The sequence below is a fragment of the Methylomonas sp. 11b genome (genome assembly GCF_000515215.1).
In the GTDB taxonomy this organism is placed as follows: Bacteria; Pseudomonadota; Gammaproteobacteria; order Methylococcales; family Methylomonadaceae; genus Methylomonas.
On the sequence record NZ_KI911557.1, the window covers coordinates 874961 to 891950 of the forward strand.

The following is a 16990-nucleotide window of genomic DNA, read 5'->3' on the forward strand; positions in this document are numbered from 1 at the left end:
AGCATTTTGAGGTCAAGACATACAGTCTTGACCTCAAATACTCGCGCTGGACATGCCAACCTATTTCTTAGAAGCATTTACAACGTGAGGAAATGGGACCAAGCCGCTATAAAACCATATTGGTTCTGGCGTTATATCTGAGCGTATCGGTAACGCCAGTTGTCCTGGCGTTACCGAGCATTTACTGTCTTAACTACGGGTTTCCGTAGCCAGTTCCAGCACCGACTGCGGTCCGGCCGCCTTGCGTTTTTTCGGCTTAAAGGTTTTAACCAGCCTTTTCCAGCCGACCACCAGCGAACTGGCACCCAGCACCAAACCGAAACCCACCCAAGTCAACATCCAGACATCCCAAATCGGCCGTTGATAGAGCCAACCGAAATCCCAATGATGCAAGCCGGAATACAACCAACGAAACACCCGGCGACTGCGATCCAGCTTGGCTAGCAAGCTACCGTCTTGCGGATCCAGATAAAACCGGGTACCGGCTTCGTCGGCCAACTGCACCGCCACCACCGGCAAGGGTTTTTCCACCAAGCTTTGATTATGCCGCGGATAATAATAACTGTCGTAGTCGTCCAATAGTTCCTGGCTGGCGATGGGCGTATCTTCCGCCACACGCTGAATCGCTTCGGTTACCGAGACCTTATTGAATTGCTGAACCGCCCCATCCACCGCTTGCGGCAATCGCTGACCATCGCGGCTGTAGGCCAATAACACGGCTTCCCCTCCCAAGCGGCGCCAGCCCAGTTCAACAATGTCCTTGCCCTGGGCCGTGTTAAGCGGGCCGGGTTGCCAATTGCGCATCGCATCGGGCAACACCTTGCCCAAATAACGGTTCAGTTCTTGCCGCGTCGGGTTGGCTTCGGAAAATAATTTGCCGGGATTGGTATCGATAAATCCGCTCAACGCCCAGGACAGCGCCACGGTACCACCGATCAAACCGCTCCAGAAATGCCATTTAAACCAAAATTCGCGGTAGGGTTGCGTGCGGCCTTGTGAGTAAGTGGGCTTGCCATTAAAACCCGGCCGCCAGCGCAGCCAACCGATAATCAAACCAGTGATACAAGCGATAGTCGCGCCCAAGCCTGACCACAATTGCACATCGCGACGATATTGCCCTAGACCGATAGCTTCCAGAGGTTTGAACAAATGCAGCCAGTTGCCGGCGTAGTAAAACGCTCTATCGACGCGGGTCGAGGCATGCAGCACTTCGCCGGTGCGCGCCGAAATCAACAACTCGTCGCCAGCGTCGCTAGCCACCCGATGAAACGGCCGCAAGGCATCCTGATTGCGCAGAATGATCGGCGCTTCTACCGTTTCCAGTACGTGCAAATTTTGGTTAATACCATCGCGTTTGAACCAGTCATCGGCGATGCGTAACGCCTGCTCCACCGAGGTTTCGCGTAAGCTGCCGTCTAGCGCGGACAACGCAAAACGCGCGCCTTTGCTATCTTCCACCAACCAAAACGGCTCATCGTTTCGTCTTACCAAGCGTGCATCAGCTATCCCGACCACTTGTTCTACGCCATTGCCCGCCTCGGCTTTTGCCTGCATGCCGTGTTCCCCCATCGTTGCCGGCTTTGATTTATGTTGCGCGGCAAACAGCTTACGTTGCTCGGTACTGTGCTCCCAGGCTTCGCCCAGGCTCAACCAGCCCGCTTCCGGGGCCAGGCTTTCCGCATGCGCCAGTTGTTGACTGCGGCTTTGCGTGGTCGGCGTCGAATAGATGATCGCGATGCCGGTAAAAAACCAGAAAAACATGAACAAAGCCAACACCACCCCCAGCCAGCGGTGGGTTTCATATAACAACCAATTCAAAGACTTCTTCATTGCCGCCCTCTTAAACACCTTTTGTTGATGACACTATCCGTTGAAAATAAGCTTGCACTTCGCCCCCTATACCTTTCCTTAAACAGCTATTGACCAGCGCTTACGCTCTCCTGATTCTTTTCGCGATTTACAACCACAAGCGCTACCGATAAAAACGTTTCATATCGACGCCGTAAAAACGATGGGAATAAGCTTCCGGCCGCGTAATCGACTTGTTACAACCCCGATAGGTATTCGACCAGGGCATTCAATTCGTCGTCGTTTAACGACTTGGCGACCTTGATCATCACCGCTTCCGGGCTGTTTTTGCGTTCGCCCAGCTTCCAGTTGGTCAGTTGACTACGCAGATAAACCCGGCGCTGCCCACCTATCACCGGGTAAATGACGTTATCGGCAATCTTGCCTTTCCCGTTTTCGCCGTGGCAACTGGCGCAAGCCGGCAAATCTCGCGCCGCATCACCGTTCACAAACAAATTCTTAGCAAGAGGATTGTCGGCAATCCGCTCGCCACGCATGACTTTTTGGCTGGCAAAATATGCGGCAATGTCGGCCATGTCTTCTTGTGTCAGATCGGCGGCCATCACATTCATGATTTCGTGACTGCGGGCGCCGGATTTAAAATCGCTGAGCTGCTTAACCAGATAACCGGCGTATTGACCGGCGTGGCTGGGAATTCTGACATCGCCACTGTTGCCGTCCTCGCCATGACATTCCTGGCAACGTTCGTCAGCTGACTTTTGTTTACCGGCGACAGGATTGCCGTTGCCTATGCGTTGCGAGGCAAGCTCACCGCCCTGCTCGGCAAATACGGTTTTCGCAGAGGCCAACAAGGCAAAGGTACTGACGGCCAGCCACGGACTGCGGCGGCGCCAATGACTTATAGCTCTGCGGGGTTTGGTTTTGGGCGTCACAGCAAATAGCCAGCGGCAAAACCCCATACTTAGTTAGCCTTCGATCGATCGGCGGCGAGTTTTTCCACAACTTCCAGGGCTTTGGCGACATTTTCTTCGGGCTTCAAGCCGCCCAAGGTCGCGACGATTTTGCCGTCTGGCGTGACCACGAAGGTCGTGCGTTCGGCAAAGCCGTGGTTGATTTCCACGCCTCGGCTATCGGTTTTACCCGGCGCAGCGGCTTTGACAGCAATATCGTAGTTACTTGATATTTTGCCGTCGGCATCGGATGCCACCGGAAACTTGCTGGCGCAGTAATTGGGGTCTGCCGAAAAGTCGTTCAGGCGTTCGATGCTGTCCAAAGATACCCCGACGATGCTGGCTCCAGCGGCGGCAAATTTTTCGTGATTGACCGCAAAACTATGCGCCTGCAAATTGCAGCCGCCGGTATAAGCAGACGGATAGAAATACACCACGACCGGGCCTTTTTTCAAAGCGTCTTCCAGCGTGTAATTAAAAGCCTTGCCGGCCAGGGAAGCTTGCGCTTGAAAATCCGGGGCGGGATGGCCTTCCGGCAGCGCGGCCATCACCGGCAAAGCAAATACGGCAGGCAGCAGGCTTTTCAAAATTAGGTTTTTCATAATGCTTCAATTAGAGGGGTTTGTATTTGTCGTGGCAGGCGCCGCGGCATTGTTTGGAAAAGTCATTGGCGACAACGGCAGCTGTATCGAAATCGCCGGCCGTCAGCGCATTTTGAATATTCGCCGCCTTGTCCTGATATTCCTTGGCGTTATGCGTGGCATCGTCGGCATTGCCGCGCTTCGCAAAAAAGCCTTCAACCAGCTTGAATTCGTCCTGTAATTGCTTGGCTTGCGTTACCGCGGTGTTGGCGTCCTTGGCGGCAATATTGTTTTGCACTTCCTGAATTTTGGTTTCCACATCATTCATTAACTCTTCGAAATCAAATTCGCTTTCGGCAATCACCGCACTGCTGCTGAGCACTAACCACACTCCGAAAAGATAAATCGTCTTTCGCATATCACTAACCCTGTCACGGCATTGCATACCGCACTAAATTGTTTTCTCAGAACATCTCTAAAATTCCCTCTTCGTCAAACAAGACTCAAACGAAACACTGTCACCCATGGCCCCCACAAAGGCCTAGCTTCGCGTTTTACCGGGAGATAATCCGGTTCGCCATCCATTGGCCACCCAACTTCCTTGCCGGGATAAACGCTTGCTCTCTGACAGCGTCGTCCTAACGCCCTGTTTAATAAAGAAGGAATTTCAGAGATGTCCACATTGATTCAAATTCGCGTTACACCAGGCTAATAGCCGGCTCGGCGAATCGCTTACCCGAAAGCGCCGCGCCTTCGGGTAAGACTCTAAAGCTCGGCCTTAGGCAATCAATTCCTTGATCACTTTGCCGTACACCACGGTTGGGCGTTCCGAACGGCCTTGATACTTGTAAATCAGTTTCAAGTGATCCAGACCCAACTGGTTCAGCACCGTCGCGTGCAAGTCATAGGTATCCACTTCGGTGCCTTTGATAGCTTGTACGCCCAGTTCGTCAGTACCACCATGGGTGTAGCCGGCTTTGACGCCGCCGCCCGCCATCCATTGGGTGTAGCCCCAAGGGTTGTGGTCGCGACCGTCGCCGGATTCGCTCCATGGCGTGCGGCCGAACTCGGAGGTCCACACCACCAGCGTTTCATCCAACAAACCTTTGGCTTTCAAATCTTTCAACAAGCCGGCGATCGGTTTGTCGATAATTTTTGAATGTTTACTGTGGTTGTCTTCGATGTTTTGGTGCGCGTCCCAATCGCGGCTGTCGCCTTTGATGTCGGTCGGGCCGGATACGACTTGCACGAAGCGCACACCGCGCTCGGTCAAGCGTCTGGCACGCAATAACAACTCGCCGTAGGGGCGGGTGATTTCGTCGTTCAAGCCATACAGCGCTTTAGTCGCGTCGGACTCCTTGCTAAAGTCAACCGCTTCCGGTGCGGTTTCCTGCATGCGGTAAGCCAGCTCGTAAGACTCGGTGCGAGCTTGTAACTCGCTATCGGTGGGATAGTTGGACGCATGTTGTTGATTAATCTGTTTCAACAAGTCCAGCGCATGGCGCTTTTCCGCGTTAGCCAGATATTCTGGGTTATTCAAATGCAGGATCGGCGAATTGCCGGGACGGAACGGCGTACCTTGATACACCGCCGGCAAAAACCCGGACTCCCAGTTGGTCACACCGCCGCGAGGTTCGCGTTTGTCGTTATATAACACCACGTAGGCAGGTAGATTCGGGTTTGCCGAACCCAAGGCATATTGCACCCAGGCGCCCAATGTTGGCCGGCCGGGGTTTAAACCGCCGGTGTTCAACTTCATGATAGAAATATCGTGGGTGGCGCCAACGGTCACACTGGATTTAATAAAGGCTAAATCGTCGGCATGTTCCGCTAGGTTAGGCAACCAATCGGAAAACCAGGCGCCGCTTTGACCATGCTGTTTCCAGTCGCGTTTGGTGGCGATCAATTTGGTGATGCCGCCTTGGGTACTGGTTTTGATACCCTGCAAAAACGACGCCGGAATACCGGTCCCGGCTTGTTTGACCAATTGCGGTTTGTAGTCGTACAAATCCAGCGTGCTGGGCGCACCGGACATATGCAGCCAGATGACGGTTTTGGCTTTAGGCGCAAAATGCGGCGCTTTCGGTGCTAAGGGGTTGGCACCGGCCAAGGCTTGCAAAGCCGGATCATCCGCAAAGGCACTGGCAATGACGCCACCGCCAGGCAGGAAACCGCTGACGGCCAAGCCGCCCAAGCCATAGCCGGTTTTTATTAAAAAATCGCGACGTGATTTGTTGTTCATTATCTAAACCTCTTGAATAGTATTTTGTGTCGGCAACTGTTTCGGGTTCGGTAAGGCGCCTGCCGACTCGACAGACGCTCACTTAGACCGAGTCGTATGTATCGTTAAAACCGGTAGATAAACTCATTGGAGTTGGCTACGACGTGCACTAAATCCACGAATGCAGCAGCTCTAACAGGATCACCCAGCGGCTTGTCCTTGACGCCTGCCGGCACGTTTACTTCAAACTTGCCATCCGCTGCCTTGGCGCGAATGATGGCTTCCTGTTCATTCAAGAAGGCCTGCAACGACTCTTTTTCATCATCCTTCGGTTGCCGTGCAAACAAGATTTGATAGAGTCTGCTGATCCGATCTTCTTCGTCTTCACCCGCCTCGTTGATCACCCGGCCGGCCAAGGATTTAGACCAATCGAAAATCAATTCACTGTTGTACAAGGTCAGGGCTTGCAGCGGCGTGGTGGTTACCTCGCGTTTGCTGTGCGCTTCCTGTGGCGACGCCATGTTGAAGGAATCCAGGATCGGATAAGGGATACTGCGCCGGGTAAAGATGTACAAACTGCGGCGGTTCTGATCGTGCACATCCTTAGAGGTTTTCCAGGCAGGATCGCCTTGGAAGTTACCGCTGGCCGTGTTAATCGCTTTTGGCAAGGGTGGGTAAACGCTAGGACCGCCCACTTTCTCTTCCAATTTGCCCGCCGCGGCTAACAAGGAATCCCTGACTTGCTCGGCTTCCAGACGTTGGCGTGGAAACACTGCCAGCAATTGATTTTCGGCGTCGGCTTGGGCCACATCTTCGCGGTAAGCGGACGATTGGCGATAGACGCTTGAAAGCAAAATTTCGCGGTGCAGTTTTTTCACGCTCCAGCCGTCGTTGACGAATTTGGAGGCCAGGTAATCCAGCAACTCGGGGTGCGTCGGTTTTTGGCCGGCTTTACCGAAATCGCTGACGGTGGTAACGATACCTTTACCGAAATACTGGTCCCAAATCCGGTTGGTAAATACCCGAGCGGTCAATGGATTGGTTGGGCTGGTAATCCATTTAGCCAATGCTGAACGGCGACCGGATGAAAACGGCAACGGTTTGATGTCCGGTTTTTCGTCGGTAATCGCTTCCGGGAACGCCGGTTGCACTTCTTCCAATGGCTTTTCGTGATCGCCCACCGCAAACACATAGCTAGGCGGCGCATCCGGATGACCCAACTCGGTCATCGCTGAAATAGTGTTGGAGGATGTGGTCGGTTTCAGATCGTTGAATTTTTTCAGCTCCTTATCCAGTTTTTCCAACTCAGCCCATTGCTCGGCAATTTTTGGATCGCGCGTTTTTGCATCGGTACTTTCACCTTTTTCCCGAAAATACGATTCCAAGCTACCTTCATCGGTCACATTAGCCAAACGGTGGTTTACCCAACGGTCGCGAGCGGTCCATTGCTCTTTGGGTTTGAAAATCGCTTCCCGCGAGTCAGTCAAATAACGTTCCTTGTGATATTTAAGCGCTTCTTCCCTATGCGTATCGATAATGGCCTTTTTCTTGGCACGAATATCTTTAGTCGCCTCTTCCCATTTGGCGTACTGCTGTTCGTAGGCTTTTTCCACCTCGCCTTTCTTCGCGGGGATATTGTCTACCGGCGCGACATTGGCAAAGAACGACTGCAACGAGAAATAATCTTTCTGGCTGATCTTGTCGAATTTGTGGTTATGGCAACGCGCGCATTCCACGGTTTGACCCAGCACCACCTTGCCCACGGTATCGGTAATATCCGTGGTAATTTGGTATTTGCGCTGCACCAAGTCGCGGGAGTTGCTGTTATCCGGGAATTGCGCCATGAAGCCGGTGGCAACCAAGGCTTGTTCGTCGCCCGGCCACAATTCGTCGCCGGCTAATTGTTCCTGAATAAATTTGCTGTAAGGCTTGTCCTGATTAAATGAGTTAATCACATAATCGCGGTAACGCCACATGTTCAAGCGGTCGTTATCGTTTTGAAAACCGGTACTGTCGGCGTAACGTGCCAAATCCAGCCATTTACGCCCTTGACGCTCTCCGTATTTCGGCGAAGCCAACAAACGGTCAGCCAATTTTTCGTAAGCATCGGCCGATTTGTCATTAACAAACGCTTCGACTTCTTCCGGGGTTGGAATGACGCCCCAAACGTCCAGCGTGGCCCGGCGAATGAATGACGCGCGGTCGGTATCTTGCGAAGGTTTGATGCCTTTGGCTTCCAGAGGCGCCAACACGAAAGCATCGATAGGGGTTCTCACCCAATCCTTCTGCTGCACGTCAGGAACGGCCGGCGCTTTTACCGGCTGATACGACCAGAGCTTGGATTTGGATTGTCCGGCTGGTGCAGCCGCTTCGGTGGCCGGCTTTTCATCGGCTGCCTGGGCTGCGTCTGAGAGCGCAATTGCCAGCCCCCAGACCACAGCGCAATAGAGTTTGATTTTCATGGAATTCCTCCAAAATGTCAGCTTGATGGAACGAAGCCGGGATCACCCAGCCTCATTCGGAAATTAACCTTTGTGCTTATGGCCTTTGCTGTGCTCTTGCTCTGTGGCATGTTCTTCAGGCTTAGGCGCGGGAGGCACGATTTTGGTAATTTTGCCGCCCTCTTCTTCATAGTTTTGCGAACCTATCGCACCCACCACTTTGAATCCCTTCTCAGCCAACAAGTCGGCGGATTTACCGGCACGGCCAGCGTGATTGGAGACGGTGACGATGGAGCGCTCCTTAGGAATAAACGGTAAAACCTTATCCAGCTCATCAATTTGTACGTTCAAATAGACGGGAAAGGTACCGATCTTGCTGATTTCATCGGGACGACGCACATCGATAAACAACACTTGCTCGGGCTTGGCGAGCAAGGCATCGATTTCAGCGCGCTTCAATTTTGGGGTTTTATAGGTATAAGGCCGCGCAGCCGGCGCCGCGGTTTTTTTGCCTGCATCCGCGTCGGCGGCAAACGCTACCGGAGCGGCCAAGATCAGAGCTAATAAAGCAGCAGTGGTCGTGTTTTTCATCAATATTTCTTCCTGTTATTAATTTTGCTAATTGCACGGTTTAGCGCGCGTAAATAAGGTTCCTCATTAGGTAAAAAGCAACTAGCATGCCACTCAAAAAACACCCGCCACGAAAAACGATAATTAGCTTGTTAGTCATTGATTTAAAACGGTATATTTATTCACCACCCCACTCAATAACACTTGATAAATCCATAAATATCCAAGTAAAGCCCAAGCAACTGGTGGAAATTCAGCAGGGGCGCAACATGCGCTGTTGCTGGGCTAGCACCACACCAACCGTTGATTAACCCGGCCCGATTTATCCCTGATGCCCCGTTCGGGCTGAGTTCGTCGAAGCCTGAGGTGCTTGGCCATTCGACAGTTCCCTCAAAGGCATAAAGGCGAGCGGTACTGAGGGCGGTGTTGATAAAGTGGTTTTGGTATGTAGAAAGGAGGCATACAGAAAGGCCGAGCAGGCACTTTGTAACTTCCCGATCTGCGAAACTTGGATCTCGGCAAAAAACACCGGACAAAAAAAACGGGCAAAGGATAAATCCTTGCCCGTTAGAGGTTATCACCACGAGAGCTTGATGAATGATTGCGACGCCCCTTACATTCGCCAGCGCGACGATGGTTTAAGAGTCCGGTTAATTCAGATGCACCAACAACACCATGTTATTTCGGCCGACTGCTGATACCGGCAGTCAGCAACGGAATTTTATAGGCCGCGCCGCGACCGACTACATATAACGTTTTCTTATCGATACCGGCGAATGCCAGGTTTTGCGGCTTTTTGGGTAGCGGAATCACGCCCAGAATCTCACCTTTAGCGCTGATGATTTCTACGCCGGCGTTGGAGGCAACATACAATCTGCCTTCATCGTCCAATGCAATGCCATCGGCGCCGCTGGACCAAGTGCCGTCTTCACCTTTTTTCCAACCGTCCAACTTGGCAAAATTACGGCGATTCTGAATCGAACCGTCCGCAGCAACGTCGTAAGCCAAAATGTGTTCGCCTTGAGTATTAGCAACGTACAAGACCTTCTCGTCTTTACTCAATTGAATGCCGTTGGGCCGTTCGATGTCGGTAGCCAACTGCTTAAGATCGCCGCCCGGTGAAATATAAAACACGCCGGGATGCGATGGCGGCGGATTAGGATTTTCCTTACTCGGCCGCGTGCCGCTATCGGTAAAGTAGATGCCGCCATTGCTGGCGCGCACTAAATCGTTGGGCCGTTGAAATGCCGTACCTTGATAGTTTTCGGCCAAGGTGTTTTTCTTGTTGGCTGGATAGACTACGCCGACTTTGGTTTTTAGGGTTTGTACTGCGACGATTTCGCCATCGGGCGTCAAAGCCAGACCGTTAGCGCCGTTGGAATTTTCAAGAAACGTCGAGACTTTATCGTCCAAGCCGATACGCACGATTTTGTTGGCCTGGGTTTCCGTGAACAATAAACTGCCGTCGGTATAGCCAATGGGTCCTTCCGTGCCGTTAAAGCCATCCTTGATTAGCTCGGCAACCACGCCACCGGCTGAGACACCGGGAATAGCCGGCGTAACCGGGTCGTCCGCGCAAGCGGCCGCCGCGTAAATCAACGCCCCAAAACCAAGTAAATATAAGTGTTTAGATAACATAAGTATTTCCTTTGCAAATGTTTCGATCAATCAGGTTGCCGAGCGGCGCTCTAACCGCCCGGCGACTATTCAAATTAGAACTTGGCTCTAAAGTGCACCCCGTAGTAACGCGCATCGCCGAATGACGCGCTAGCCGCGCCGGTACCGGAAAAGTTACTGGCATTGGTAAAGTAGATGGTGTCGAAAATGTTTCTACCGACCAAATCCAGGTTGTACTTACCGTTTTTGGTACCCACACCAATCCCGCCGTCGGTGACGTGATAGGCATCCTGCTTACCGTAACGCGACAAACTGGCGTTGTAGTTGGCTGCCGATTTAAAGCTATCGATCAGATAGGCATGCCACTGTAGACCGTAGTCATTACCGTAACCAAAGGTGAGCGGTGCCCGGTAATCTATTCCGTAGTTGGCGGTAAAGGCCGGTGCGTTGGGGATGGTTTTGCCGGTCTGATCGCAATATCCCGTGTTATTAGCCTCCGGCGGGCAAGGCGCGTTGGCAAAGTCGGTATAAATAGCCTTGTTATACGAACCGTTCAGAAACACATTCAAACCTTGAGTAATGTCCCAATTGGTTTCCAGCTCGATACCGCGCAATTGGATACCGCCAATATTGCCGAGCTGCGACAAAAATTGGCCTGAGCGCAATGGATCGGGCGCAACCAACTGCGATTGAAAACTTTGAATATCGGTTTGGTATAAGTTGACGTTGAACACCAGCTTGCGATCCAGCCAAGTACTCTTAAAGCCAAATTCGTAGTCCATCACGTCTTCCGGTTTGACGTTTTCCGTGGCCCCGGTATTGAAGTTAAACTGCGCGGCACCGGATTTTTGGCCTCCGGCCACCGAACCGTAGACCATCAAATCTTTATTGACTTTGTAGCTGGGGTTGATTAACCAGTTTTGCGAATTCTGATCAAAACCTTGCCGCGGAGCGTCCCATTCCGGACCCAAGCGATTGCTGCGGATGGCTTTGGCAGCAGCAATTTGTGCTGCGTTGGCGCCCAATGACGCGCCCAAAGTATCCAAATTGACCCCGCCTAAATTCCGGCTGTAGCCGGTGTTCTCCCGGCGTTCGAAAGTGTTGCGCAAGCCTAAGGTCAAGGTCGCATCATCGGTGACATGCCAGTTGATCTGACCGTAGCCGGCATAGCTGTCAGTGGCCGGCACCACGTTTTGCGTCAACATGGTGTCGCGCATGGACGCCGCCAATAATTGCCGGGATGCCGGAGTGGCATTCAATAGGGCATATTGGCTGTTGCTTGCGTGGAAGGCGCCAGCATCAACGCCGAAAAGGCGTTGATTAAACGTATCGGCGATAGCCCGCATCGCAAATACCCCAAATTGGTAATCGACTGGCCCGGGATCTTTAGACGCCAACCTGAGTTCCTGCGACCATTGCTCGTTTTTAACCGTCCAACCGGAGATACGCTCGACGTCAGCGGTGCTTGACTCGCCATCATGATTCGGTTCAAACAACGCATCCCGGTAAGCGGAGATAGAAGTGAAGCGATGTCCTGCCACATCCCAGTTAATTTCAGCGGACACACCCGACCCGTCGCCGCGCGATTGGCGTCTTTCATTATTCGCCATCGCCCTAGGATCGCCGATGACGGTCACTGCTTGCCCGTTGCTGCGCAGTGTATTAAACCAATCCCTGGCCAAGCGGGTGCTGAAGGTCGTAGTCCGCAGGGTACCATCATCAAATCGCGTTGGATCGGCGATGAGTGGTTGCACGCTCATGGTTTGGGTCGAGGCGGTTTTATCGACAATCAGCCGCGCGCTCAAATCTTCGCTCGGCGTAAACAAAAATTGCAAACGGCCGCCCAGGGCGTTGGTTTCGCCTAAATCACCCTCGCTACGATGCACATCAAAGTTCTTCACAAAACCGTCGCGCTTATCGATAAAACCCGAAGCCCGGTAGGCTAATAAGCCGGGCAGTATCGTGCCTGTGGCGCCGAACTTGCCTTGCAGCGCATCGCGGCTTCCGGCAAAACCATCCACGTAATAGCTGTTTTTAAACGACGGTGCCTTGGTGGTAATGTTCAGCAAACCCAGGTTGCTGTTTTTACCTTGCAGCGTACCTTGCGGACCGCGTAACACTTCCACTTGATCCAGGTCGGCAAAGTTGGCCCAGGCCGCCCCGGTCCAGGCCCGCCAGACGTTATCCACCATCACCCCAACACTGGGTTCCATGGATTCGTTACCGCTGTTTTTACCCAAACCCCGCAAAGCAATACTGGTTTGCCGAGCGTTAGCCGACGTGACACCCAGGTTGGGCGCGCGCCGCGAGAAATCTTGTACCGACACCACGTTATCCCGCTCCAGTGTTTCCCGGTTGATTACCGCCACCGGAATCGGCACTTCCTGTAACTTTTCTTCCTTACGCCGAGACGTGACGACCACTTCCGAAAGGTCTTGCGGCTCGTCGGCTTTTTCTTCCGGCTCCGGCTCAGCAGCGGCAACGACATTGTCAGGCTCCTGGCTGCTTAACGCAGCTGCGTCGGCGTTGCCAACCGCAGCAGGCGCGGCCGCCACGCCTTTCTTGAGCAGATCCTGCTCACGCCGTTTTGAGGCTTCCAGCTCCCGGCTCAAGCGCTCGACTTGTGCTTGTAAATCGCTAACCTGGGTATCGGCAACTTGTTTGTTTCCGGTTTTTTTCGCGCTCTTTTTTACCGATGCCGTTTGGGCGGTCGCATCGTTAGCAAGTAACATTGAACCACCTGCTATTGCCATTGCCACGCACACCGACAAACCGCGCCGATTGCTGATGTGCAGCGGCACTTTCACCGTTTCAATGTTGTCTGCCGACAGACTCCCAATTGAATATTCCTTCACGATCTCACCTATTCGAATGTTACAAAAACCAATTCGAGCCAACGCCACGACGACGCCCGCAATCCGAACTTTCTGTAACGCTCAACGCAACGACCGTGCCACAGGATGATAAACATCCGCCTAGCCATCCATTAATTAGATTTAAATAATTGAATTTAATAACTAACTTTAAAACCCAATTTATCCATCCCTCTAACACCATAAGAAAGCCGCCAGCTGAAAAACTGTTGAAAGGTCATCAGTCCTTGCTGACCATCTGTCTGCCTGTCAACAGTTCTATTCCAAGTTTACGAGTTGGTCTGAATGGCATCTTTTGCTCCAGCTCCCATCCTAAATTTTCCCGCTTAGCTGAATACCGAACCAACGCGGATAAGGATCCGGCGCATAGGAATTCCAGCCTACTTCGTGATTTCTATCGTTGAAGATGTTTTTACCGATCAGGCTTAAATCCCAGTGTTTGTCGCGGGTACCTATGCCGATCGCCGCGTCCGTTCTGGCTCTGTCCCCCACCCAACCATAGGCGGATAAGGTATCGCTGTTATTGAACTCGGTTTGGTAGTTGGTGTTAAAACTGGTGTGTGCAATGTATTTGCTGTCGAAAATCGGCTTGGCATATTCGGCACCAACGTTGAAATTCCATTTGGAAGCGCCCGGCAGATACTGGCCGGTCATATCGACGTAATCCCCGGTGAGATAACCCAGTTCATCGGGTTTAGGCGCATTTTTGTAATCCAGGTATTCGGCCACGTTATAGGCCCCGTTGAAACGGATCGACAAATCGGGAATGGTGTTGATTACACTGTCCAATTCCACGCCATGCACCCGCACCCTGCCGACATTGCCCTGAGTCGTCGCATAGGCTGTCAAGCCGGAGCCGCCGGGCGCCAGATTGACTTCGGTTTGGAATTGATCGACCACCTGTACCGCTTGCTGGTAGTTTTTAATATCCATGACAAACGCATCGACGTTGACCACCACCGACTTATCCAGCCAAAAAGATTTAAAACCCAACTCCAAAGCATGGGTCTCCTCCGGCTTGACCGTAAAAGGCAGCCCGTTAACCGGCGCAATCGAACCGGATTTCTCGCCGTATTGCCAGGACAAATAAGTCGTGAGGTCTTCATTGATTTTATAGCTGGGCGTCAGTTGCGCGGTATACAGCACATCCCGGTAATTATCTTCGACGGTTTGATTCAAGCGACCGATTTGCGAGGCACGCAAGGTTTTGGCATTGGCGACCATGGTTTTTTGCGCGGCAGTCAACGCCGAATAGCTGGAACCGCCAAAGTACCGAGCAGCCAAGGAATCGGCCAGAGCGGTTTGCTCGGCACTATTCGCTACAGCGTCGCCCGCAACTACGCCGGTTTGCGCCGCGTTGAGCTTTCCGTAGTTGGTGGTCGATCCGAAGAAGGTGTTGGTTACCGTTTTATTCGATCCATCGGGGTTTTTGTCGGGCACGCCATCGCCGTTCTGATCCACCGTAAAGGATTGCGCCGTGTCGGAATTAAAGCCGCCCGTGGCCACATCGCGCACCGATTCCGGATTAAACGCCCCGCCAACGCCGTTTCTGGCAATATTCTTAAAGTTTCGCGACTTACGGTCCTCATGCGTAGCTCTCACCCCGGCGGTGAGGGTAAATTTATCGGTAAAGTGCAAATCCGACTCACCGTATAGGGCGCCGGATTGGGTGCGGATCTCGGTAGATTCGAAGGTGCGCGCATCCTGCAACAAGTCTTTTAGAATCGCTTCGCCGGCACCGCGATTGCTGCCGGCATTTCTATATAAGGCATTGTATTGGCCATTGGTGGCAAACCAGGCGCCGGCGTCGGCGCCCCAACCGGCTTTCGAGTCCACATTATCCTTGGTCCATAAACCGATCACGCCGGCCTTGTAATCCAGAAAGCCGCCCGGCTTGTTGACGATTTTAAATTCCTGCGTCCATTGATTGTATTTCACCCCGCCGCCGCCATCGGCACTGATGTCAAACGGCGTACCTTCGTCGTTGTGCGCATCGAATCGATATTCGCGCACCCCGGTCCTGGAACTCAACACATGATTGCCGACTTCCCAGTCGATTAAAGCCGCCGCGCCCTGATTGTTGACGGTTTGGCCTTTATTTTGGTCGAACCAGACCGTACCGCGTTGTTCGCCGCCAATGTAGTCGTTATAGGTAAAGCCTCGATTCGCAAAATATTGCCCGGCCGCCGCTCTTGAGCCAACAGCGCTGATCGCACCCGGACTGGTGGTATCGGTCAGTGCAAATTGGTTGCTATGACTGAAATAGCCGTTAAGTTTGGAATAAGCGGACGTGCCGTTTCGGTCGGTGAGGCTACCGTCGGCAAATCTGAAAGGCTGATCGTGATAGAAGGTCAAACCGTTTTGCAGCTGCGGCTGTTTCGGCTCAAAGTCGGCGATGAATCTGGCCGTCAGATTGGACGTTGGGGTAAATAGCAACTGGGCGCGACCACTCAAGCGATCACGGTTGTACAGGGTGTAATTCCTGTCGTATTCGTTTTCATAAAAACCACGCGCTTTATCGACGATAAACGAACCGCGCCAGGCCAGAAAATTATCGATTACCGTCCCACCCAAGGCACCTTGCAATATCAGCGACTCCCGTTGCCCATAGGCAACGGACAATTCTGCCGTGGGTGCGAAGGTCGGTAGTTTAGAGGTGACATTAACCTTACCCGAGCTTGCCGCTAGACCACCTTCGGTACCGCGCGGCCCGCGCGTTACTTCCACCGCTTCCACGTCGTAAAAACTGAAGTTAGCCAGCTGCGTTAAGGCGTACGGTACGCCGTCCACTGTCACACCGACGCTGGGGTCCTGGGTTTCGGTGAAACTTCGTTTACCCAAACCGCGCACCGATAGCGAGGCACCACGCGTGTTGTTCTGGTTGAATTGTACGTTGGAAGCGCGGCGGGTGATGTCGCCCAAGTCTCTGGACAATTCCCGGTTAAGCTCGGTGCCGGATACCACCGATACCGATTGCGCCACCTCGTGTAATTTCGCCAATTTGGGTTTGGCCTTCACAACCACTTCACCCAAATCCTCTTTTTGGTCTTCGTCGTTCTTGGCTAAAGCCTCAGCCGGCGCTTCATTCTGCGCGGCAGTGGTTTCTGTAGAGGTTACAGCGGCTCCGGCTGGCGCAGAACCTATTGCACCTTGCTTGATAAATTCCAATTCACGTTGTTTGGCGGCGGCAAGCTGCTGACGCAAAGCCTGATTTTCCGCTTCCAAATCGCTAACCGCTTTGCTATTTATGCTTTTGCTTTTGCTGTTTTTTTTCGGTGCGGCTTCCACGTCAAATGCCGACACCAGGTACACCCCGGCGATAGCCATTGCCACGCAAGTCGATAACCTGCGGCGCGCACTGATTGCTTGAGGAACTCCATCCTGTCGAGTAGCGCTTACTGAAAAAGCACTTGCTAATTTATCGCTCACTATTCCACCTAAACGAATGTTAAAAAAATCGATATAAACCAACATCAAAACTCTGCCGGCAACAAAATAAAACCGGCTCTAATATCAATTTTGCAATAGGCATGCCAGCAGTAAGTAAATAGCGCTAACAGGCGAATTACATTGGCAATGTAATTCACAACTACATGTTTTTATTTATTTTTTAAATTTTCTACAAGTTATTAATCAGCGAGAACAAACAAAAAATCACTCAGCGTTTTTACGTAAAACTGCTGAAACTCAAACAGCAGCTGCTGACAGAATGAATAGCCTTTGTTGTTAGCCTGAATCAGCCTTGCTGAGCACCTGATCGGCATCTGTTGAATTAGAAATACAATTTGCTGGCAGCCTGCCCGCCATTCAACAAGCTCAGCCAGAAGCCGATAGATTCCGGATCAATTTGCAGCACGGCTTGCTTGAAAACATTTCCCGGCAGCAACGGTGCATTGATGGCAAGGCCTTGATTCACGAGGCCTTTATC

Annotated in this window: 11 protein-coding genes; all 11 read right to left on the reverse strand. The window is 52.4% G+C overall.

Annotated features, from left to right (window positions below; translation table 11 throughout):
- Nucleotides 1–189: 189 nt before the first annotated feature.
- The 11 genes from METH11B_RS0104155 to METH11B_RS29030 all read right to left on the reverse strand — a co-directional run bounded on the left by METH11B_RS0104155 (nucleotide 190) and on the right by METH11B_RS29030 (nucleotide 16978).
- Nucleotides 190–1830, reverse strand: a complete 1641-nt coding sequence (locus METH11B_RS0104155; RefSeq protein ID WP_026600932.1) for a PepSY domain-containing protein — start codon at nucleotides 1828–1830, stop codon at nucleotides 190–192.
- A 215-nt stretch (nucleotides 1831–2045) separates the two neighbouring features.
- Nucleotides 2046–2741, reverse strand: coding sequence for a c-type cytochrome (locus METH11B_RS0104160; RefSeq protein ID WP_231499582.1), 696 nt, complete (start codon nucleotides 2739–2741; stop codon nucleotides 2046–2048).
- Between the two features lie 29 nt (nucleotides 2742–2770).
- On the reverse strand, nucleotides 2771–3361 hold the full coding sequence (locus tag METH11B_RS0104165; RefSeq protein WP_026600934.1) for a peroxiredoxin: 591 nt from the start codon (nucleotides 3359–3361) through the stop codon (nucleotides 2771–2773).
- Between the two features lie 10 nt (nucleotides 3362–3371).
- Nucleotides 3372–3722, reverse strand: a complete 351-nt coding sequence (locus METH11B_RS0104170) for a hypothetical protein (RefSeq protein ID WP_026600935.1) — start codon at nucleotides 3720–3722, stop codon at nucleotides 3372–3374.
- A 396-nt stretch (nucleotides 3723–4118) separates the two neighbouring features.
- Nucleotides 4119–5582 carry a DUF1501 domain-containing protein gene (locus METH11B_RS0104175; protein WP_026600936.1) on the reverse strand — a complete coding sequence of 488 codons (1464 nt, stop codon included), beginning with the start codon at nucleotides 5580–5582 and terminating at the stop codon, nucleotides 4119–4121.
- A gap of 104 nt (nucleotides 5583–5686) precedes the next feature.
- Nucleotides 5687–8023, reverse strand: coding sequence for a DUF1549 and DUF1553 domain-containing protein (locus METH11B_RS0104180; protein ID WP_026600937.1), 2337 nt, complete (start codon nucleotides 8021–8023; stop codon nucleotides 5687–5689).
- A 63-nt stretch (nucleotides 8024–8086) separates the two neighbouring features.
- Nucleotides 8087–8593 (reverse strand): rhodanese-like domain-containing protein, encoded by a 507-nt coding sequence (locus tag METH11B_RS0104185; RefSeq protein WP_026600938.1) that lies wholly within the window; start codon nucleotides 8591–8593, stop codon nucleotides 8087–8089.
- Between the two features lie 657 nt (nucleotides 8594–9250).
- The gene (locus METH11B_RS0104190) at nucleotides 9251–10210 is read right to left on the reverse strand and encodes an SMP-30/gluconolactonase/LRE family protein (RefSeq protein ID WP_026600939.1); all 960 of its coding nucleotides are present in this window, start codon (nucleotides 10208–10210) and stop codon (nucleotides 9251–9253) included.
- A 74-nt stretch (nucleotides 10211–10284) separates the two neighbouring features.
- Nucleotides 10285–13044, reverse strand: coding sequence for a TonB-dependent receptor (locus METH11B_RS0104195; RefSeq protein ID WP_231499583.1), 2760 nt, complete (start codon nucleotides 13042–13044; stop codon nucleotides 10285–10287).
- 330 nt (nucleotides 13045–13374) lie between these two features.
- Nucleotides 13375–16491: a TonB-dependent receptor domain-containing protein gene (locus METH11B_RS0104200; protein ID WP_231499584.1), complete on the reverse strand. Its 3117-nt coding sequence runs from the start codon at nucleotides 16489–16491 to the stop codon at nucleotides 13375–13377.
- A 343-nt stretch (nucleotides 16492–16834) separates the two neighbouring features.
- The gene (locus METH11B_RS29030) at nucleotides 16835–16978 is read right to left on the reverse strand and encodes a hypothetical protein (RefSeq protein WP_155931078.1); all 144 of its coding nucleotides are present in this window, start codon (nucleotides 16976–16978) and stop codon (nucleotides 16835–16837) included.
- Between the last annotated feature and the right edge of the window lie 12 nt (nucleotides 16979–16990).